This is a genomic window from Candidatus Nitrospira nitrificans (genome assembly GCF_001458775.1).
GTDB lineage: Bacteria > Nitrospirota > Nitrospiria > Nitrospirales > Nitrospiraceae > Nitrospira_D > Nitrospira_D nitrificans.
In genome coordinates this window covers 42,260-60,256 of the sequence record NZ_CZPZ01000032.1, presented here as the reverse complement: position 1 = coordinate 60,256, position 17,997 = coordinate 42,260, and the positions used below count along the sequence as shown (strand labels likewise).

Genomic DNA, 17,997 nt, shown 5'->3' with positions numbered 1-17,997 from the left:
ACGGCTCGTCGCCGCGTTCATTATGATGTCTTGCTCATAGCCGACCGCGCAGCCGCTCATAGCCTTTCTTCAATTCGTCGATTGCCAGGCTGAGCGCGGCGCCGACGGATTCCGCCGTCTTCCCGGCTTCCTCCTTTGCAGCCTCCAGCTTGGGCTTTATTTCTTCCCACTGGGTCTCCAGGCGAGCCCACTCGTCCTTTGCCTCCGCCTTTGCCAAGTGAAGCTGAACTTGAAGCTCATCGCGCTGTTGGTTGAACTGCTCCAGTGCGTTCGTGATCTGCTCTTTGACGTCTGCCATGAAATAAGCTCCTTTGTTGAAAGTAAACGTGCCCCCTGTGTCTTCAGTTACCCTCGTTGTCGGAAAAGATGTTTTGCCGGGTCTCACCTCGAACGGCGATATGGCAGAGCGCTCCAAGAGATTCCATGCATAGCGGTTGGGCGATGACCCTAGTTTATCTCGTCGAGATACACAGAACTAGTCCCAGCCTCATCCTTCACTCAGGTACCCGATGCATTTCCAGTGACGGGGCATCGCACGTAAAGCTTCACCGCGGCCCAAGGGGAGCATATATGGACCCATCCTCTTTGCAAGGGCTTTGTCACGTCACGGCCCAGAGAGGCCCGACTGCTAGCATATATTCGGCCTTATGATGAGGAGGCTATGCCTCCTTGGCCCTGATGGAATGTGCGCTCTTTTGCCTTAACAGGATAACGGCCGCGAAGGCCTGCTCCCCTTACAGGTTTCAAAAGAGCTGGTCGTCCCCGTTACGCCATCACGCTGTCTCTGCCCTTGCAGTCTGGGGCGGGTCACCTCCGAATGTGTGTTGTGATCTCCGTGGCGTTACGCAACCTGACGGTACATTTCGCCCTTCGCCATCAAGGCCCACAGGATGCGCGCATTCGTATTCGCCACTGCGACACACGTCCGATTCGTACCGCGCCGCCGCTGAATCTCCATGATCCAGCGGCTCCGACTGTCCTGCTTGGCAGAAGCGCGTGCGACAACTGCGCGTGCCCCATGAATCAGCAACGTGCGGAGATATCGGTCGCCCCGCTTGCTGATTCCCAATAACCGTTGGGTGTTGCCACTTGACCGTTGCCGAGGTACAAGCCCAAGCCACGCGGCCAGTTGCCGGCCATTTTTAAATGCACGAGGATCCGATACCGACGCGATCACCGCGGTGGCGATTAATGGCCCGACCCCTTCAACTTGAGCGAGCCGCTGACAGACTTCGTTCTCAGCAAAGAGGTGTTTGATTCGGGCCTCGACCTGACTGATCCGCTCATTCAGGCCCGGCAAGTTCGCGAGCAAGATCGGCAAAGAGCTCACGGCCTAACGGCGTTAATTCATTTGTGGGATCGTCGAGGGCAATCGGCAACCGACGACGCAGTTGCGCAGCCTGTTGTGGAACCGTGATGCCATATTCAGCGAGGAGACCGCGAGTCTGGTTGATCAGGGCCGTGCGTGACTGAACCAGCCGCTGGCGGATGCGATGTAGCCCCTGCAGGTCCTGCTGGGCCACGGTCTTGGGCGCTACAAACCGCCTCGTCGGCCGAGAGACGGCCTCGCAAATTGCCTCCGCATCGTTACAATCATTTTTATTGGATTTGACATAGGGCTTTACGAACTGAGGACTCATGAGACGGACATCATGCCCATACGCTCGGAACTGTCGGCTCCAAGTTGGCACCTCCACAGACCTCCATGCCAACTCGGCACGGGGGCAGATTGGCCATGAAGGTGGGCAACGCCGACCGCGTGAACCGCTTTTTCACAACGACTGCACCATGCGTATCGATTCCGTGCACCTGGAATACCTGCTTCGCCAAGTCGATTCCCATCGTCGTTATCTGCATGGATCACCTCCTGTTCAGGTTACGTGCAGCCCCGAACGTCAGCTTGCGCTCATCTGAGCCAAGAGAAAAGAGGGATGGGTCCATTCCATTAGGTTACGTGTTGCTGGGTTGCCATGTGGACGGTCCGAAGTAGACCTGCGATCGGCACTGGCTCACCACCTTGCGAATCACCTGGAAGTGCGGATAGCACGACAGGCGATCAATCTCACTTGGAGCGAAGTAGCGCGAATCGGATGTCTCCTCATGATCCCGACGAGGGGTCCCTCTGAGAGGACGCGCGCCAAAGACCGTCGTGACACAGGCGAGCTGATCGCCATTCGAATACACACCGGCAAAATGTTCTCCTGCAAATACGCCGATGATGTGGGTGAGATCGACAAACACTCCGGCTTCTTCCCATGTCTCACGCACTGCCGCATCAGCCGGCAACTCATACGGATCGAGGATTCCACTCGGTGCTCCCCACAACCCAGAGTCCTTGTCTTGCACGAGCAACAGCCGCCCTTGGTCGTCGTAAGCCAGCACCGAAACCGTAGGAACCTGCAGCAAATCCGTACCGATCTTGGAACGGAGGGCTTTGATAAAGTTGGGAATGGCCGATCCTCCCGTTGGATGACTTCCGGTCTTCTCATGGCGTCTTATTCCTCAGCCTGCTGGCCTCCTACTTGATCGCCTTCGGAAAGGTTTTCAACTCAGTGGGCGCTCACGTGACGAGCGCCCTTTGTCGATGCCGAATTGTCCGTCAGAAATTCGAACCGCACATTGACAGAAGCGCTGACAAAGGTGCACCATGTCTCTCCTATTGATTGATGGAAAACGCGCATCACACAACTTGATTGCCCTACTCCTTGCGCCTAGGGTTTCATCAAGGTGTGTTGTGGGAAATACGATAAAAGAAGACATCGTGTTAAATCTTAGAGACGAAGGAGGCCCGAATCATGGCACTGCTGATTACCGATGAATGTATCAACTGTGGCGCCTGCTTGCCGGAATGTCCGAATGAGGCCATCTTCGAAACTCGCAGCGGCGCGGAGGAGAAGGGACTCCATGTGGGCGACGGCCAGGGCGTGGGGGATAATATTTACGTGATCGCCCACGATCGCTGTACCGAGTGTGTCGGCCATTTTGACGAACCCCAATGTGCGGCCGTCTGTCCGGTCGATAATTGCTGCATTTCTGATCCGGCGTATCCGGAGGGGGCCGATGTTTTGCTGGAAAGAGCAAAAACCCTCAATCCTGACAAGTCTATCGATCCGGCAAAAGTATGGAGCGGCGTGCGAAACTGATCGTCTTCACGTCGAGGGTCCGTGCCATTCTCAGTTGCTGAGAACGCACCTGTGCGGTCACGTGTGCCTTGACCTAACCGAAACGATGAGTCATGGCCGATAAAGGTCCAAGATTCCTCACCAATGCAACGGTCATCAAGGTGCTGGCGAAAGTCTTTGCGTTCCAAGCCATTGAAATCGATCTCTTGCGTTCCCATGCTGGAATATCCGATGCTGAGTGGAAAGTCCTCAAGACAAAAGCCTTTAAAAAAACCTACGCGAAGCAACGGGCGTTTTATGAAGATCGCCTGACAGGCGCGTTCGCGCTGGAGCACATTTCTCAGTCTGAACGCGAGACCAGATTGCTTGAACTCTGGCTCAAACAGAGCGAGGAATCGCCTAAAGAAGAACCATAAACCAAACATCTGGTGGAATACACCCCGATCACGGAGTTCCCGTCCAAGAAACCCAAGAGCACGTCAGCGAGCACTCGTGCTAGGACAGACCTAAATTACAGGAGAACAGCCATGAGCAAGAGTCGCTTTCCATGGGTGCAGGCCGGACGGGTGCTTCTGAGTGGGACTATCTTCTGCACCATACTGGTCGCAACGGGGGAATCTGCGCTGGCTCATGGGGACGGCATACCCGAGACGAGTTCATCACAATCGAGCCCGTCCAACCAATCAAATCTAGCCAGCCCCGAGGCAGCCCGGCTCCAAGCAGCCTGCTGGGCACTGACCATTCCCTACGGTGCCGCGAAAATGGCCTATGCGATCGGCGGAGGGATTGTGGGCGGCTTCGCTTGGGTGGTTACGGGCGGGAACATGGAAGCTGCAAAGTCTATCTGGGTTCCTTCGATGACAGGCGACTACATCGTCCAACCGCAGCATCTCACCAGAGAGAAACACCTCTACTTCGTGGGCGTGTCGTCAGAGGGCCCCCGGTCATAACACCCGCCCTACGGCCTTCAGCGTCCTGCAACCGAAGTGTGGGCAAGGGTCTGGACCGGAGCGTGTCAGGAGGTTGAACATCTCGCGTCGTCCTTCCCTGCATCTCGGGTTCGTGCCGGCCGGACTACTGACACAGCACTCTCCTGAAGCTCCCACCCGATCTTATGCATGTATGCGGCAGACTTGGCTTTAGCACGAAGACCCATGAGGTAGTCAAGCGAGAGCTTGTCCACCTTGTTGCATGCGATCTCTGAGATACGAGGCTGAACAACAGCAAGACGTTTCGCCGCTTGCGCCTGGCCTACCCCTTCCCGGTCCACCCACTTGCGAAACAGTTCAGCGAACTGGCACCGCAGCAATGTGACAGCCGCCTCGTGCGCTGGAATGTCAGATCAAGAAATACATTTCCGCGATACGATTGTGCCTGGCATCAGCCATTCGGCTCTGCCCTGAAGAAATTGGTCTCTAGATCTTCTTCCCCATCAATGGAGCCGTCTTTTCTTCTCCGCCCCCTTGACAGAAACGAAACCTCGCTCCTGCTGCTGAGAGCCGTCATCCCCAGAAAGCTGGCAAACCTGTGGATAACCATTGGATTACCGCAAGCGTCCACCTCTTAGCGTAGGCTGCTAGAATCCTGTCAAGGAATATTCCTAGGAATATGCAAGAAAGTAACTAACTTAGCCTAGTACTACTATTACTTGTGGCACAACCAGAATGAGGCGGATGCCTAGAAAATAGGCACTTCGCTGAATACACATGCCATTTGCACCGTCTTTTGCGGAATGATGAGACTTGTTCACATGGTTATCCACAGAAGATGTGGAATGGGAATTTTCATACCACACTCTCTATCCTGGACTATGGCTAAGCCCTCAATTACTGATCGCTATTGACGGTAGACATGTGCGATCCTGTGGGATGAGATGCTCAACAGATTTGCGCCAACGGGTTGTGGAGTTTGTTCGCGGTGGAGGCAGCAAGGCCGAAGCGGCTCGGCGGTTCAAGGTCGGTGAGGCGAGCGTGTACCGCTGGCTCAAGCCTGGCGGCCTGACGTACCAGCGTCCCGGCCCTCGCCGGGCCCGCAAGCTGGATTGGGAGCAGTTACGTCGGCATGTGGAGGCACAGCCCGATCAGACTCAAGCGGAACGGGCGCGGCAGTTCCAGGTCTCGCGGCACTGTATCTGGAACGCGCTGCGAAAATTGGGGGTGACCCGTAAAAAAAAGACTGGGCTATTCCGAACGCGACCCGCTCCGACGAAAACAGTTCCTCCGCCTTCGCGAGCGGTTCGTGCGCCGTGGCAAACACCCCGTGTACATCGATGAATGCGGGTTTGTGTCTTCGACGGCGCGGCGGCATGGATATGCGCCCAAAGGCCAGCGTGTGGACGGCCTGGTTTCCGGGCATCGACGGCCCCGCACGTCGCTCATCGCCGCTCGCATGGATGGGCGACTCGCCGAACCCTGTCTATTCGAAGGCACCTGCGATACAACCGTCTTCAACGCCTGGCTGAAGACGCGGCTGTGCCCGCGTCTGAACGTCCACCATCTCGTGATCATGGACAACGCCGCATTTCATACCGCACCCGAAACAGCGCAGCTCATCGCAGCGACTGGCGCGACCCTGCTGTTTCTCGCGCCCTATTCTCCCGACCTCAATCCCATCGAGCATGACTTCGCCGCTCTCAAGAAGCGCCGCGAGTATCAGGACCAGACCACCCTCGACGACATCGTGAGAGGCTATCAATGATTGTGGGCTTAGCTATAGCTTCCGTCAACCTCTAAGATTCTTAGGCTTCTTAACGATTGGATCGTATTGTCTCGAAATTAGGGACATGCTCATCCAAGACAATACTCAAAAATTCCGTGCCACATGGTCGTTACCCAGGCGCAGCATGACCGGACTGAGATAGGTTCACCGAGGCGCGGGGAGAATAGGTTCTACTGGTGGCGAGCAGGCCTCGTGGATTTCCACGTCCACGGTGGGATGGGATTGGGCTCGGACCACAGGCCTGTCCCTGCGGCTCTGGCTAGTTCTTCCATATCTTTCAGAGCTTGATTGCCGGACCCGCCAGGTTGCGCCCAGGCCAACCCTTCCTTAATCAGCTCATGCGCGATCTGTCTCCCGTCCGACAGCAGAATATCGGCGGTCATCCGACCCTGCCGATCCCGTTTCATATTCCGTACGACGACCTCACGGTTGGCGATATAAGCAGCTGTGGCATGCTTCGCCTGTTTCCCATAGGGCTGTTTCAGCTCGGGACAATCCACCTCGCGAAGATACACCATGTCCTTTCTACCTTGGTGGTGGATGGTGAGGCGATCTCCTTCGTGGACGATCAAGACTCGTGCGACGAACTCGGTCTGGGCAAGCGCAGGAGAGATGAGGATAAACGCCAGCGCCAGGCCTATTGCGATACGACGGTTCATCATGATTGCGTATGCTACCGTCAGTAATCCATTCAGCCAATCATTTCTTGGTTTTACTACTGAGACGCTTTCCCTTCGGAGTACAGCTACACAACGGCCTTGCGAGGAATGCGCAAAACCCTCACACCCTCCTAGAGGAAGAGGGTCCTGACATTCCCGAGCGCTCATGGTAGCTATTCCCGTATGCACCTGTTAGGATGTCGATGTTTCAGTGCGGAGGGCCTCGCATGAAACACGAATTTCAACGGCCTGTCACCGATGTTGTTCCTGCCGAGAATCTGATCGGAAGCCTGACCTGAGCCGTTCACCAACTACGTCTTCGGCCCTCTCCTTCCCCTCTGAAGTCCTTCTCGTGTCTCGGGCAATATCATTTTGGAAGGAGGAACCCCCATGGGTTCAAAATTGTATGTCGGCGGATTGCCTTATTCGGCAACCGAATCTCAACTCACCAGCCTGTTCGCGGAGCACGGCACGGTCGAATCGGCCCGCGTGATTGCGGACAAATTCACGGGCCAGTCGCGAGGATTCGGCTTTGTTGAAATGGCGACCGCCGAGGAAGCCAAGGCGGCCATCACTGCCCTGAACGGGTCACAGATGGACGGGCGGTCGTTGACCGTCAATGAAGCGAAGCCGATGGAGCCGCGTTCCGGCGGGGGTGGGGGCGGCGGTGGCTCACGATTCGGCGGGGGTGGGGGCAACCGCAACCGCTATTAATCACGCTACGCATTCTGACTGAAGACGAAAGGGGCGCTTCACTCGAAGCGCCCCTTCGATCTGACTTCATCTGACTTTACACGCGTCCATCTTCATGTAGTGAATGGCTCGCTCATCCCCATGTACGGTGGACTTCGCTCACCTGTTCGCCCCCCTCGGTCTTGGCAATCACCCAGTTCACGTCGTCAGGGATGGATACAACTTTGAGCTTCGCAGCATGCCCATCGGCTGCTTCCCGAAGTTCTTCCACCACACGAACCAGGTTCTCATCATCCCGCGGGATGAGCTTCCCATATTGATTCAGGCTCGGTTCCCGCGGCCCTGCTGCCTGCGGCCAATAGGCGCCACGATCCGTCTCCGCCAGCGCCTGTAATTGGCCTAGCTCACGCAGCCGAATCAGCGCCTTATGGCTGATACAGAATTCGTCATAGCTCCTGTTAATCACGATTCGCTTCATGTTCACTCCCTTGGTTGCGGCATCCGTTGTCGAAACGCCGGATGACAGCCGGCCTACCGCGTCGGAACTTCTTCCTTATACCCAAGATAGTTCCCTGACCAATGCGCGTAGCGGCGATCGGCCCATAGCTCGACCTCGGCTTTTTGGAGCTCCCCATACCGCTGTTGAAGCACTGTGCCGAACCTGTCCAGATCTCCCTTAATCTCAACGAGGTCCCCCTCCGTGATATTCACCCACTTGGCCTTGAGCGGCGTTTTGAGTTGCTCCCAGAATTGCCCGAATTGCTCCTTATTCATATGGACTCCTTGGTGAGAAGGTGAGGTCTCCACTCCTCTCGACGGCAAGACGCCTCCGGCCTGCTCGGTAGAGAGACAACCGTGGAAACTCTGGCGTAGAAGCGGCGACGACCGGGGAATCAGACGCGCATGAACGGTATGGGAAGGAATCGCGCGAGGGATAGGATAGTCAGCGATGGCTCAGTACGTCATTCCTCAGCCTACAAGGCAACCGTAGACTCTGTCAACGGAGACCAAGTAGAGAGGCACAGGCTCTTGACCAGGCTCTCGTCAGGGCGTAGGGTGAGTATCGTACTCCCAACCGCCTTCGTCTCGGAGGATGGCTATGGTCATCCGTCGAACTGAAATCAAACTGAGGGGAGATCGTACGCGCGGCCTCTGCTCCAGTTCGTCCCTTCCCAATCATCTCGCGGCGTTCCCTTCACCTTCTGTCATCGAGCCTCGATGCTCGACGACCCGATCCCCATGTGACACGTCGCGCACCTGCGACTGTCCCATATGGCAAGGAGGTATGTATGTCCTACCGCTACAACACCATTGATATCATCGTGGGTGTCGGACTCTGCGCCATTCTGTTCGGAGCGCTGTTGCTATTCGCCGCGGCCAATGGCACCTATCAGGCGGTCCAGCCGGGGGCTCTTGCGTCGGAACAACCAGCCACTAGTGACATGGGGATGGGTGTGCTCCAGCCGACTTTCGGTCAAGCTCTTCTCAACCAAGCGGTTTTCGAGCGTCAAATCGACCAGGTCATGACTCAATCAGTTGCCGAGTGGAATCGCGCAACGCTCGCGTTCCATGAGTTCGTATCAGGCTCGGGCCGTGCGTTGGGATTCGTGCTCCACCACGCTGAGGTCGTACCAGCCAACCACATGGCGCGCGTCGAGAATATCAAGGGACGTGCCATCGTCAACTTCACGACCCGCGGCGTTCGGAACGGTCTTTTGTCGGGTGATCAGTACGGCACAATCTACAACATGAAGATGATCGGCGCGGTCGAAGCCCAAGGTCTACGTGTGCATGACGAGTTCGCCTCGACCTGGCAAGCCACGCTTGGACACCGCATCGTTGAGGCGGCCCAGCAGGACTGGCTGCGGGCAAGGGTGATCCAAGAGCGACTCGGGACAGCTCTCGTTCAAGTGATTCACGTACAAATGAAGTCAGAACAAGAGCGCGCGGTCCAGCAAGAGCGGCTGGCGAGCTTGATATTCGCTTCAGTGCGCCATGCGACCTCGGCAGAGGTCGCTGTGCAGCCGATTATCCCGGCGACCTCTCGAGACATCGCCGTCGCCTCTACGGAACCAACATCATGGCCCGAAATCCCGATGAGCTACATGATCGCCGCCGGTCTCATGCTGGCCGCCGTCTTTTGGGGAGGGCTTTCCATGGCAGCGCAACAGAGGGAGACACGGGCTCTCGCCCAGATACGACGCGATGCGGACCGCTGGGCGTTTCGTATGGCCGCATAGCAACCATCACGAGCCGTCCCGGTGCCTGAGAAAGCCGTAAATCCGAGCGGTACGTCATGAGGTATCGGTGAGGTCTATCGGATGAAAGAAGAATTATCAACGTCCAACCGACGCACGAGAAACGCAACTTATCGAGTCGATCGTGGGGTGCGCCCCACATCCATCCAACTGCTCATCGTCGAAGCACAGCGATTGTTCCGACAGAGCCTGCGGCTGCTCTTGGAACGAGAGCGGGACGTCGACGCTGTCGTGGAAGCGACGAACGGGCGCGAGGCCTATCGATTGGCGATGGAACACAAACCCGATATTGTCCTTCTGGACGTCGACATGCTGGATCTCGATGTGGAAGCGGTCACTAAACTCATCCGCCGGCACATACCCGATACGAGAGTATTACTCTTGGCCCGGTATGATGAGGACACACGGATCGTGGCTGCCATGCAGGCTGGGGCCTCAGGCTATGTGCTGAAGGACACCGACCAGACCGACTTCCTCCGCATCATAAGGACCATCGCTCGAGGAGAGCATATCCTGTCACCGACCAGGCCGGACGGTTTCGTTCACAACGTTCCCGGCGCACTCAGGCAAACCCATGAGCACCACATCACCCTGCTCTCTAGCCTGACTGAGCGAGAACGAGAAATATTAGCCTGCGCCGCAGCCGGCCGAAGCAACAAAGAAATCGCCGAACAACTGTGCGTGTCGATCGATACCGTGAAAACACACCTGCATCATATTTATCAGAAACTTTCCGTCGACGGACGTGTCGAAGCCATTCTCACCTACCTCCAGACTCAGTGACTCGTATTTTTCTCGGGCCTTCGCTCTCACCCAATCGGTTAGGCCGTACTCGCAGCCTGCTAAGAGTTTCTTTCGCTCGACCTTTCCTTTTCCGCCCACCCTGTATCGATTCGCAATCATGGCTGCCGATATGGTATTCTTAACCGACGCACATCCCGTCCTTCGCGCCTCCCGTCCAAGGCTGCATTCGCGCGAACGATACCTTGACCGGTACCGTTCACCAGCCGGCGAGTGGCAACGGTTCCAGCTGTATGCGTATGACCGACCACCCGGTTGCGGTCCTGCCTAACCGGAACAGGTCCATACACCCGCATCTCAGTACTCCCCTGTCCTTACTGTGAAACGGAAGGAGTCCCGATGAGCCGTCTGAATCTACAACCCCTGATGACATTTTCTGATGGATCGTTTTTGGCCATCAGCACGGAATGTTCGAAGGAAGGTCATTTCTCTTGCTCAGTCTATACAGTCCTAGAGGATGGGGATCGCACAGCCTTCCGCAACGTTGCCAGCCATTTCCTCTCTGCATCGACCTGTTTAACCGCCCAAGAACAGGCCTATAGTTACACCCTCCGGCTCTACCCGAGCGCAGCCGAATTTATGAAGAAACCGCCATACTTGATCTGGCATGGGCCGCAATCGTCAGAGCGATCATGACCTATCGTTGCATACCACCGGAAGCGCGCGCGCGAACCATCTAGGAGAGGGCCAGAGCCGATTATCCGGACGACGGCGCACCTTCTTGGACAAATTCTCAACCAGTGTGACCGTAGCCCACATCAACGGCGTAGGGAACTCATTCATCGCGCGCCAATATGAACCTTGATGGCTGCCACGTCCCGATTTATCCCTCAGCCGGCACATCGAGCCGGCATCCGATAAGCCTCAGCGCCGAGGCGTCGGTCGAGAACGGCAGGATTCGCAATCCAGATCGGCATATGGTAGACTAAATCCATAGGAGTTCTGATCCTCGCGCCTTCCCTCCTTGTTCAGTTTCTGCGCGATTGCAATGATCAGTCTACAACAAGCTTAACGGCAACGGTCATGGTGTATAAGCCGTTAGTGGGCGTGACGAAGGCTCCGACATCGACGCCGTCGCGATCACCGTCAGATGAATAATGGAAGCCGGTGCAAGCCGCACAGGACCAACTCGTGCACTGATGCCCTCGCATCAAGGAGACTACACAGATGAACACCCGCAATCAAAGTGACCGCCCATGAGTGCCGCCAAAACAAACCAACCGACATCCGTTGAGCGTTGGGTCCGCATCCCCGACGGCACGAAAGTGCGTCATCGCTCGGAGGCTTATGAAGGGGTCATTGACGGCTTGACGGAGATCGTATCCGGATCGGAACGGAACCCGGACGGCAAAACGCAGTATCGCGTGAATGTGGGCGACAGTACGCGGCTGCTCGTCTCGGAGGATCACCTCAATATCCTGGTCGACAGCAAAAATATGGTTCTTCTCGCGCGTGAATCCGAACTTTATCGGCAGTCGGTGACCAACCGACTCCGAGCAGTTTTTCAGGAAGATCGGTTCGTGACGACTACGGGCAAAGTGCCTGCATCTATCGAGAAGTCGCGGTGAGTGAACGGCGGAAATCCTACCGCCTGTTTCATACGTTTCAATCTTAGACGATGGAGAAGCCATGAATACATCATGGGGGACCAAAGCCCCACACCGACGGAAGCGAGCCATTCTTCGAACCAAGGTCCGTTGGGAGATGCTGGGGCTCCAAGATCCGGCGCAGTCATCATTGGCGCCGTCGATCGAGGACATCCGCCGCCAGATCACTTCAGCCGCGAGTCAGGGATTGAGCCCCGATACGCTCTCCCGCTCTCGCGAGAAGGAAGGGCGCCAAAAACCTGGATCGAAAGCGTCGGCGGTTACCCGCAAGCGGGGCGCCGCTTCGCAGTAGCTTAACAGGGACGTATCGTTCCTGAAAGGAGGGCATCATCGGAGGAACAGGCAAAACCACACCGGCAAAGCGGGACCGTGAAAAAGCACGGCTGCAGAAGCAACGGGACAAGGAAGAGCGCCGTGTCCAACGAAAGTCCGCCAAGATCAATCGTCCGTCGCAAGAGGGCGAAGACCCGGATCTTGCCGGACTGCAATGGGGGCCTCAAGCTCCGCTCTATTGATGGACCGTGCCTGTACGCGGCGTAATTTTCCTCGGCGATGCCTGCCGATGTCGCTCACCGAATTGAACCGTATGTTCCGGACTAGTGCCTCATTCGTACGGACTGTGTGGCTCCATATGGAGTCGACATGTCGATGACGTAATATCCCACGAGACAAGGAGAAATCATGGACGTCAATACACTCACCTTCGCATTCGTCATTGTAGCGCTCGGCATCGGCGGAGTGATCGTTTACCTAAAGGGCAGGTAGCTTCACTCGTGCAATCCGTTCATTGCTGACGATCTATTGCTTCATCTATAGCATCAGATGAGCGATGACCGGTTTGCAATTCCCAATTATAGCTCCACAGCTTTGCAGGGATGGTTCCTTTCATTTATTGAGCGTTACCCGCCGAAACAGACCTCCTTCACCGGGGGACTGCGGAGCTCACTCGCTCCGCAGTCCTGCTTGACTTCGCCGTTGCGGTTTGTAGGGAACCGACAAAGTCATCTGAAACGAGAAGCATGGAGATGGTTATCCGCCGTCGCACAGCCCGCGCTGATGGTTCGAATGGCTGACCAGTCGGAAAGAGACAGATCCATGTTTGCATACGGAGTTATTTGACCATTTGATGATGAAGTTCGCCGATGTCACCCCTCTTTTCCAAGAAAATCTCTTCGAAGCGGATTTTTGACGCATATGGTTCGGTTCCTAGTTTGATTTCCAACACATCGCCGTCCGACATGTATTGCGAATAGAGATACAGACCATTCCCACCCCCCTGATCCATCACGCAACGAAACTCCGGCAGATATGCCCTCACCGAGCCTTTCCGGTTGATCCTCCAAGCGACATGCTCAGCCGCGACCGTCGCCTGCATCAGGGCCAGATGCCCCTGCCGGGGACCGGGATTGCCGATGCAATCCCCGACCGCATAAATGTTCCGGTGGATTGATTGGTCAGCGCGCCATGTGTTCCAGTCTGCGGGGACGAATCCTCGTTCGTCTGTCAGGCCGGAATTTTCCAGCGCCTTGATTCCTCGATACGGTGGCACCAGGACACATAAGTCATAGGGCAGAGCACTCCGATCATTAAAATAGAGCGTCTTTGCATCCATTCGTACAAGACCAACTTCCAGATGGACGATGATCCCGCGCTTTTCGAAGAGATCTTCCAGGTATTTCCAAACCTCCGGACCGCCTGGGGGCAAAAGACATTCCTTATCGCTGATCAGGTGAAGACGCGCATTCTCTCGAACACCTATCATGCGCAATCGGTGATCGAGATCCATGAGGACCTCCATCGGTGGACCATCGCAGGGTGTATAACCTGCGCCCACCCCACAGAAGAACTCTCCGCCTTGAAACTTCAGCAGAGCTTCCCGCGTTTCAAGGATTCTTCCTGGATCGCACACCGAATAGGCAAACTCGCGTGATCCGGGTAGGACTTCATAGGCATGACGTGCGCCTGTCGCCAAGATGAGGTAATCGAAATGGCGACGCCCGCTCTGACACACAATTTCATCGTTGTGCTGGTCTACGGAAATCATGGGGTCACAGATGAACTCAATGCCGGTAGCCTTGAAATTTTCGGCAAGATTCATGGTGATCTTCTCAAGGTCGAGATTTTCAAACAACACCCGGGGAAACGAGGCTCGAAATGTAGTCCGGGGTTTGTCGGAAATAATGAGAATTCGATGCTTCTCATCGAGAAGATGGCGCAGGTCCCACGCCGCTTTGATTCCAGCAAACGAGGCGCCAACGATGATGATTGTTCTCGTCATTGTATTCCCTATCTTTTCTGTTTATGCCGCGTTACCTCTGCACCTCGAGGGAACCACCCGGACGGCCTCGTGATCCGCAAAGATTGGTAACGATCAGCGGCCTCGACACATCTGCGCCCGCCTCGAATCCGACAGGATGCGAAAGACTCGGTGTTTAAATGGTTGCCCCGTTGTTCTCGTATTCCGAAAGGACTTGATACTCTTGGGCCTAAAGATTGACCGATGCTCAGTTGTCCTGACTTCCCCTGCTCGCAGGTGACAACACCGGCATCGTTACGCAAAGACCTATGTGAAAATGGTTTCAGAGCCCTTGGAGCCTTTCCCCTTGTCCAGAAATCCCGGTCGTGGGTCATATCCGATTCTTCACAGCGCGAGCGGCAATCATATTATCCTCGCATCCCACTGACATAGGCAGCAGTCAGCGGTTCACGCGGGGCCTCGAATATCTGTGTTGCTATCCCCGCTTCAATCAGCCTCCCTGCTCCGTCCTGCACCCAAAGCAACGCGGCATAATCTGCGATGCGTCGAGCTTGCGCAAGATTATGAGTCACAATCAACACGGTATAGCGGCCCTTCAAGCTCAGGATCAAGTCCTCGACGACGCCGCTGGAGATCGGGTCGAGTGCGCTGCATGGTTCATCCATTAGGAGTACTTCTGGCGAAAGGACCAGTGCTCGGGCCATGCACAGCCGCTGCTGTTGGCCACCAGAAAGCGCCAATGCCGGCGAGTCCAAGCGGTCCTTGACCTCGTCCCACAGGCCCACGTCACGCAGTCCTGTCTCGATAATGCCGGCGATCTCTTTCCGATCTCGGAACCCGTGCTCGCGCAGAGGCAATTCCATGTTCTTTCGGATCGAGAAAGGAAATGGATTCGGCTTTTGGAAAATCATGCCGATGCGGCGGCGAAGCTGGATCACATTCGTGCTTGGTGCCAACACATCGAGAGTATCGATTGTGATCCGCCCCGAAACACGACACCCGACGATCAGATTGGTGAGACGGTTTAGGCAGGTGAGGAAGCTGGTCTTTCCGCAGCCGGACGGTCCCACGAGAGCCGTAATGCATCCCTTGTTGATCGACAAGGTCACATCCTGAAACGCCGGTGTTTCCCCGTAGTGCAAGCTGAGCCGATCGATTTCAATGAATGGTTGAGGCTCACAGCAAGCAGATCGATTGTCGAGCGGAGGTCGGGGGCGTCGTCCTGTGATGGGTTCGACCGGCGTCATACCGTCACGACCTTTCGGTGGAGCCCGTATGTTGTCAGCCAGGAGGCGGTACCGTTGATGGCGAGCAACAAGACGACCAAGACCAGCGCTGAGGCATAGGCATTCGCGTCTCCTCCGGACACATTCATGGAGAGGTCGAAGATGTGGATAGACAATGCGCGACCGGAATCGAGCAGCGACTCCGGCATCCGATCTACATAGCCGCTGGTGAAAATGAGCGCAGCTGTCTCGGCAATCGCGCGGCCGACTCCCAGGACCAGACCCACCAAAAGGCCTGGCGCCGCTGCCGGCAGCAATAGATGAAGAAGGGTCGTGGCGCGCGACAGTCCCAATGCTGCGGCGGACAGCCGGTAACCGGCCGGCACGGCGCGAAACCCTTCTTCCGTTGATCGGATCAGGATCGGCAGCACCATGCAGGCCAGAGTCAGCCCGCCGGAGAGGATCGAAAAGCCGAGCCCCAGCGTTTTGCAAAAGAACGCGTTGCCGAACAGGCCGAAGACAATGGACGGCACACCGGCCAAGACATCAAGGCTGCGGCGAGTCATCCGTCCGAACAGGTTTTGGCCCGATGTATATTCGGCGAGGAGAACGGCGGTGCCGATCCCGATCGGGAGGGATACGGCGAGACAAACAGCCAAAATCAAGGATGTTGAGACCAGAATAGGGCCGATCCCGCCTCGGCGTCCTGCATTCTCCGGAGGGGCGGTCAGAAACATCCAGGAGACATGACTCAGTCCATGCCACACGATGTCCCCCAACAGCCAGCAGAATGCGGCGGTCACGAACGCTGCGGCTCCCCACACGCAGGCCGATGCAAGCCATTCACGGGGATTCCGTGATCGGCTCAGGACCTCAGCCATAGATCCTCCCGCGACTGACCCATTCCGCCGAGGCCGCAAGAGCCACGATCATGGCCATCAACACGAGGCCGCTGACGAATAACGCGGCACGATGGTCGCCGAGGGCATAGGCCATTTCCAGGGCGATGTTGGCGGTCAGCGTCCGGATCGGATCGAAAACGCTGGAAGGCGTTTGGACCACGTTCCCACAGACCATCAAAATCGCCATCGTCTCGCCGATGGCTCTCCCGGTTTCAAGGATGACTCCGGTGAACAATCCCGATCTTGCCGCCGGCAATACAACGCCTCGAATTGTCGCCCATCGCGGAAGCCCCAATGCTGCAGCCCCGCGTAGGTATTGTTGAGGCACATTGGCAAGACTGGCATCGGCCATCAAGGCGATGGTGGGAAGGATCATGATCGCGAGGATCAGGATGCCGGCTAAGAGACTGGGCCCGGGCGGTTGCATTTCTCCGATCAACGGGACCAGCACCACGAGCCCCCAGAATCCATAGACCACGGAAGGTATACCGGCAAGCAGCTCAATCAGGCCCCGATAGAGTCGCGCCAGACCGATCGGCGCATAGTAATGGCAAAATACGGCGGAGAGAATACCCAACGGCGTGGCGATCAATACGGAACCGGTCATGGCGAACAGCGTCCCCCACAACATCGGGGTGAGGTTGTAAAATCCCTCGGCTGGGTGCCACGAAGGATCGGTGAAGAATCGAAGTAACCCGACGTGGTAAAGGACAGGAAGGCCTTCCACGATCAGGAAGACTACGATGAGCATGACGATTGTGCCGGCGATGGCCGCGAGGCCGCGCAAGAGCCAGCACAGAAGATCGTCAGTCGACCAGCGGCACAAAGTATTGCTGTTGGATGATGTCATGCACGGCTTTGGATCGGGTGTAATCGATAAAGGCTTTGGCCAATCCGGTCGGTGGAGTGCGGGTTATAATGTGCAATGTGCGGGAAACGGGAAAGGTTCCATTCCGAACATTCTCAGTGGAGGCAGGGATTCCTCCGATCGGAAGGAGTTTAATCGGCACACTTTGTGATTCGTCATGTTCAGCGGTCCCGATGGAAACGTATCCGATTGCATGACGATTCCCCGCGACGGTCTTGATGCCCTGCTCATTGTCACCGATGACCACCTGCGCTTTGACGTCCGTATTTTTCAGCTTGAAGTAGTGCAAGAACACTTCCAGCGTAGACCGCCCCTCGGCTTTATTCACGACGGTAATGGAAGCGTCTTTCCCGCCGACATCCTTCCAATTGGTGATCTTACCCCTGTAGATCGCGACCACCTGCTCATCAGCGAGCACCTGAACGGGATTGCCGTTATGGAGAATGATCCCCACGCCGTCGCGGGCGACGGGAAACGCGTACAGATCCTTTTCTTCATCTTTCATCGCGCGGGAGACCATGCCGATATCGGCGAGCCCTTGACGCGCGTCGGCAACGCCACGCGACGAGCCTCCGCTTTGTACGTCAATGCGCACTCTGGGGTGAAGATTCTCGAATCGTTTGCCGATTTCAGCAATCAGCGGGGCTAGGGTGCTCGCGCCGGTCACGACAAGCTTCCCGGTCAGTTGGTCGGTAGCAATAGCTTGGCCTCCGACCAGTACATTCACACTCAGCAGGATGACCATCAGCACTGCCCTGATCACCTTCCGTGTCGTGAGATCACAAGAGCATTTCATGCGATATGGACAGCAACGATGTAGAGACTCGGCGCTAGATCCTGTGCGCGGTTAGGTTTGGGGCGATACAATCGCGATGAGGCCAGACGC

At 56.3% G+C, this 17,997-nt stretch carries 21 protein-coding genes and 1 pseudogene; 10 read left to right on the top strand and 12 right to left on the bottom strand.

Translation table 11 applies throughout. The features are described from left to right. Positions 1 to 34: 34 nt before the first annotated feature. The 3 genes and pseudogenes from COMA2_RS15605 to COMA2_RS15595 all read right to left on the bottom strand — a co-directional run bounded on the left by COMA2_RS15605 (position 35) and on the right by COMA2_RS15595 (position 2,406). A complete protein-coding gene (locus tag COMA2_RS15605) occupies positions 35 to 298 on the bottom strand; it encodes a hypothetical protein (protein ID WP_090900353.1) in 264 nt (87 codons plus the stop codon). Between the two features lie 543 nt (positions 299 to 841). Then, a pseudogene (locus COMA2_RS15600) lies at positions 842 to 1,857 on the bottom strand (IS110 family RNA-guided transposase). A gap of 93 nt (positions 1,858 to 1,950) precedes the next feature. Continuing rightward, positions 1,951 to 2,406, bottom strand: coding sequence for an NUDIX domain-containing protein (locus COMA2_RS15595; RefSeq protein WP_175304657.1), 456 nt, complete (start codon positions 2,404 to 2,406; stop codon positions 1,951 to 1,953). Positions 2,407 to 2,795: 389 nt separating this feature from the next. Here COMA2_RS15595 and COMA2_RS15590 point away from each other — a divergent pair, with 389 nt between their 5' ends. The 3 genes from COMA2_RS15590 (at position 2,796) to COMA2_RS15580 (ending at position 4,072) form a co-directional block, all read left to right on the top strand. Then, on the top strand, positions 2,796 to 3,143 hold the full coding sequence (locus COMA2_RS15590) for a 4Fe-4S dicluster domain-containing protein (RefSeq protein WP_090900348.1): 348 nt from the start codon (positions 2,796 to 2,798) through the stop codon (positions 3,141 to 3,143). A gap of 92 nt (positions 3,144 to 3,235) precedes the next feature. Then, positions 3,236 to 3,538, top strand: a complete 303-nt coding sequence (locus tag COMA2_RS15585; protein ID WP_090900346.1) for a hypothetical protein — start codon at positions 3,236 to 3,238, stop codon at positions 3,536 to 3,538. 111 nt (positions 3,539 to 3,649) lie between these two features. Beyond that, entirely contained in the window at positions 3,650 to 4,072 is a 423-nt protein-coding gene (locus COMA2_RS15580; protein ID WP_090900343.1) for a hypothetical protein, read from the top strand. 65 nt (positions 4,073 to 4,137) lie between these two features. On the opposite strand, the gene COMA2_RS21405 is transcribed toward COMA2_RS15580, so the two are convergent. Beyond that, entirely contained in the window at positions 4,138 to 4,458 is a 321-nt protein-coding gene (locus tag COMA2_RS21405; protein ID WP_407919019.1) for an XRE family transcriptional regulator, read from the bottom strand. A 532-nt stretch (positions 4,459 to 4,990) separates the two neighbouring features. Between COMA2_RS21405 and COMA2_RS15570 the strand changes: the two genes are divergently transcribed. Both COMA2_RS15570 and COMA2_RS15565 read left to right on the top strand, forming a co-directional pair. Continuing rightward, the gene (locus COMA2_RS15570; protein WP_090898248.1) at positions 4,991 to 5,395 is read left to right on the top strand and encodes an IS630 transposase-related protein; all 405 of its coding nucleotides are present in this window, start codon (positions 4,991 to 4,993) and stop codon (positions 5,393 to 5,395) included. After that, entirely contained in the window at positions 5,361 to 5,819 is a 459-nt protein-coding gene (locus COMA2_RS15565; protein ID WP_175304559.1) for a transposase, read from the top strand. Before COMA2_RS15570 ends, COMA2_RS15565 begins: the two co-directional genes overlap by 35 nt. 191 nt (positions 5,820 to 6,010) lie before the next feature. On the opposite strand, the gene COMA2_RS15560 is transcribed toward COMA2_RS15565, so the two are convergent. Next, positions 6,011 to 6,502, bottom strand: a complete 492-nt coding sequence (locus tag COMA2_RS15560; RefSeq protein WP_175304655.1) for a thermonuclease family protein — start codon at positions 6,500 to 6,502, stop codon at positions 6,011 to 6,013. A gap of 387 nt (positions 6,503 to 6,889) precedes the next feature. On the opposite strand from COMA2_RS15560, the gene COMA2_RS15555 reads away from it, so the two are divergent. Further along, entirely contained in the window at positions 6,890 to 7,213 is a 324-nt protein-coding gene (locus COMA2_RS15555) for an RNA recognition motif domain-containing protein (protein WP_090900334.1), read from the top strand. A 112-nt stretch (positions 7,214 to 7,325) separates the two neighbouring features. On the opposite strand, the gene COMA2_RS15550 is transcribed toward COMA2_RS15555, so the two are convergent. Beyond that, the gene (locus COMA2_RS15550; protein WP_090900331.1) at positions 7,326 to 7,670 is read right to left on the bottom strand and encodes a hypothetical protein; all 345 of its coding nucleotides are present in this window, start codon (positions 7,668 to 7,670) and stop codon (positions 7,326 to 7,328) included. Between the two features lie 53 nt (positions 7,671 to 7,723). Then, the gene (locus COMA2_RS15545; RefSeq protein WP_090900328.1) at positions 7,724 to 7,966 is read right to left on the bottom strand and encodes a CsbD family protein; all 243 of its coding nucleotides are present in this window, start codon (positions 7,964 to 7,966) and stop codon (positions 7,724 to 7,726) included. A gap of 515 nt (positions 7,967 to 8,481) precedes the next feature. On the opposite strand from COMA2_RS15545, the gene COMA2_RS15540 reads away from it, so the two are divergent. The 4 genes from COMA2_RS15540 to COMA2_RS15520 all read left to right on the top strand — a co-directional run bounded on the left by COMA2_RS15540 (position 8,482) and on the right by COMA2_RS15520 (position 12,150). Next, the gene (locus tag COMA2_RS15540) at positions 8,482 to 9,432 is read left to right on the top strand and encodes a hypothetical protein (protein WP_090900325.1); all 951 of its coding nucleotides are present in this window, start codon (positions 8,482 to 8,484) and stop codon (positions 9,430 to 9,432) included. An 81-nt stretch (positions 9,433 to 9,513) separates the two neighbouring features. Further along, complete coding sequence (locus COMA2_RS15535; protein WP_090900321.1) at positions 9,514 to 10,233, top strand: response regulator; 720 nt, start codon at positions 9,514 to 9,516, stop codon at positions 10,231 to 10,233. 1,214 nt (positions 10,234 to 11,447) lie between these two features. Then, positions 11,448 to 11,819, top strand: coding sequence for a hypothetical protein (locus tag COMA2_RS15525; protein WP_090900315.1), 372 nt, complete (start codon positions 11,448 to 11,450; stop codon positions 11,817 to 11,819). 61 nt (positions 11,820 to 11,880) lie between these two features. After that, on the top strand, positions 11,881 to 12,150 hold the full coding sequence (locus COMA2_RS15520) for a hypothetical protein (RefSeq protein WP_090900312.1): 270 nt from the start codon (positions 11,881 to 11,883) through the stop codon (positions 12,148 to 12,150). 819 nt (positions 12,151 to 12,969) lie between these two features. Here COMA2_RS15520 and COMA2_RS15510 read toward each other — a convergent pair. From COMA2_RS15510 to COMA2_RS15490, 5 genes are all read right to left on the bottom strand, one after another. Further along, positions 12,970 to 14,136, bottom strand: a complete 1,167-nt coding sequence (locus COMA2_RS15510) for an NAD(P)/FAD-dependent oxidoreductase (RefSeq protein ID WP_090900310.1) — start codon at positions 14,134 to 14,136, stop codon at positions 12,970 to 12,972. Between the two features lie 386 nt (positions 14,137 to 14,522). Beyond that, on the bottom strand, positions 14,523 to 15,362 hold the full coding sequence (locus tag COMA2_RS15505) for a phosphate ABC transporter ATP-binding protein (RefSeq protein WP_090900307.1): 840 nt from the start codon (positions 15,360 to 15,362) through the stop codon (positions 14,523 to 14,525). Beyond that, positions 15,359 to 16,222 (bottom strand): phosphate ABC transporter permease PstA, encoded by an 864-nt coding sequence (gene pstA, locus COMA2_RS15500; RefSeq protein ID WP_090900304.1) that lies wholly within the window; start codon positions 16,220 to 16,222, stop codon positions 15,359 to 15,361. The genes COMA2_RS15505 and pstA overlap by 4 nt, the downstream gene beginning before the upstream one ends. Continuing rightward, positions 16,215 to 17,093 (bottom strand): phosphate ABC transporter permease subunit PstC, encoded by an 879-nt coding sequence (gene pstC, locus COMA2_RS15495; RefSeq protein WP_090900300.1) that lies wholly within the window; start codon positions 17,091 to 17,093, stop codon positions 16,215 to 16,217. Before pstC ends, pstA begins: the two co-directional genes overlap by 8 nt. Continuing rightward, positions 17,050 to 17,856 carry a phosphate ABC transporter substrate-binding protein gene (locus COMA2_RS15490; protein WP_090900297.1) on the bottom strand — a complete coding sequence of 269 codons (807 nt, stop codon included), beginning with the start codon at positions 17,854 to 17,856 and terminating at the stop codon, positions 17,050 to 17,052. Before COMA2_RS15490 ends, pstC begins: the two co-directional genes overlap by 44 nt. Between the last annotated feature and the right edge of the window lie 141 nt (positions 17,857 to 17,997).

Excerpts from the sequence above, each read along its gene's own strand:
- COMA2_RS15510 (WP_090900310.1), bottom strand. The coding sequence starts at position 14,136 with ATGACGAGAACAATCATCATCGTTGGCGCCTCGTTTGCTGGAATCAAA.
- COMA2_RS15505 (WP_090900307.1), bottom strand. The coding sequence starts at position 15,362 with ATGACGCCGGTCGAACCCATCACAGGACGACGCCCCCGACCTCCGCTC.
- COMA2_RS15490 (WP_090900297.1), bottom strand. The coding sequence starts at position 17,856 with ATGGTCATCCTGCTGAGTGTGAATGTACTGGTCGGAGGCCAAGCTATT.
- pstC (WP_090900300.1), bottom strand. The coding sequence starts at position 17,093 with ATGACATCATCCAACAGCAATACTTTGTGCCGCTGGTCGACTGACGAT.
- COMA2_RS15540 (WP_090900325.1), top strand. The coding sequence starts at position 8,482 with ATGTCCTACCGCTACAACACCATTGATATCATCGTGGGTGTCGGACTC.
- COMA2_RS15525 (WP_090900315.1), top strand. The coding sequence starts at position 11,448 with ATGAGTGCCGCCAAAACAAACCAACCGACATCCGTTGAGCGTTGGGTC.
- COMA2_RS15520 (WP_090900312.1), top strand. The coding sequence starts at position 11,881 with ATGAATACATCATGGGGGACCAAAGCCCCACACCGACGGAAGCGAGCC.
- COMA2_RS15535 (WP_090900321.1), top strand. The coding sequence starts at position 9,514 with ATGAAAGAAGAATTATCAACGTCCAACCGACGCACGAGAAACGCAACT.
- COMA2_RS15580 (WP_090900343.1), top strand. The coding sequence starts at position 3,650 with ATGAGCAAGAGTCGCTTTCCATGGGTGCAGGCCGGACGGGTGCTTCTG.
- COMA2_RS15570 (WP_090898248.1), top strand. The coding sequence starts at position 4,991 with ATGAGATGCTCAACAGATTTGCGCCAACGGGTTGTGGAGTTTGTTCGC.
- COMA2_RS15545 (WP_090900328.1), bottom strand. The coding sequence starts at position 7,966 with ATGAATAAGGAGCAATTCGGGCAATTCTGGGAGCAACTCAAAACGCCG.
- COMA2_RS15585 (WP_090900346.1), top strand. The coding sequence starts at position 3,236 with ATGGCCGATAAAGGTCCAAGATTCCTCACCAATGCAACGGTCATCAAG.
- COMA2_RS15555 (WP_090900334.1), top strand. The coding sequence starts at position 6,890 with ATGGGTTCAAAATTGTATGTCGGCGGATTGCCTTATTCGGCAACCGAA.
- COMA2_RS15560 (WP_175304655.1), bottom strand. The coding sequence starts at position 6,502 with ATGATGAACCGTCGTATCGCAATAGGCCTGGCGCTGGCGTTTATCCTC.
- pstA (WP_090900304.1), bottom strand. The coding sequence starts at position 16,222 with ATGGCTGAGGTCCTGAGCCGATCACGGAATCCCCGTGAATGGCTTGCA.
- COMA2_RS15605 (WP_090900353.1), bottom strand. The coding sequence starts at position 298 with ATGGCAGACGTCAAAGAGCAGATCACGAACGCACTGGAGCAGTTCAAC.
- COMA2_RS15550 (WP_090900331.1), bottom strand. The coding sequence starts at position 7,670 with ATGAAGCGAATCGTGATTAACAGGAGCTATGACGAATTCTGTATCAGC.
- COMA2_RS15590 (WP_090900348.1), top strand. The coding sequence starts at position 2,796 with ATGGCACTGCTGATTACCGATGAATGTATCAACTGTGGCGCCTGCTTG.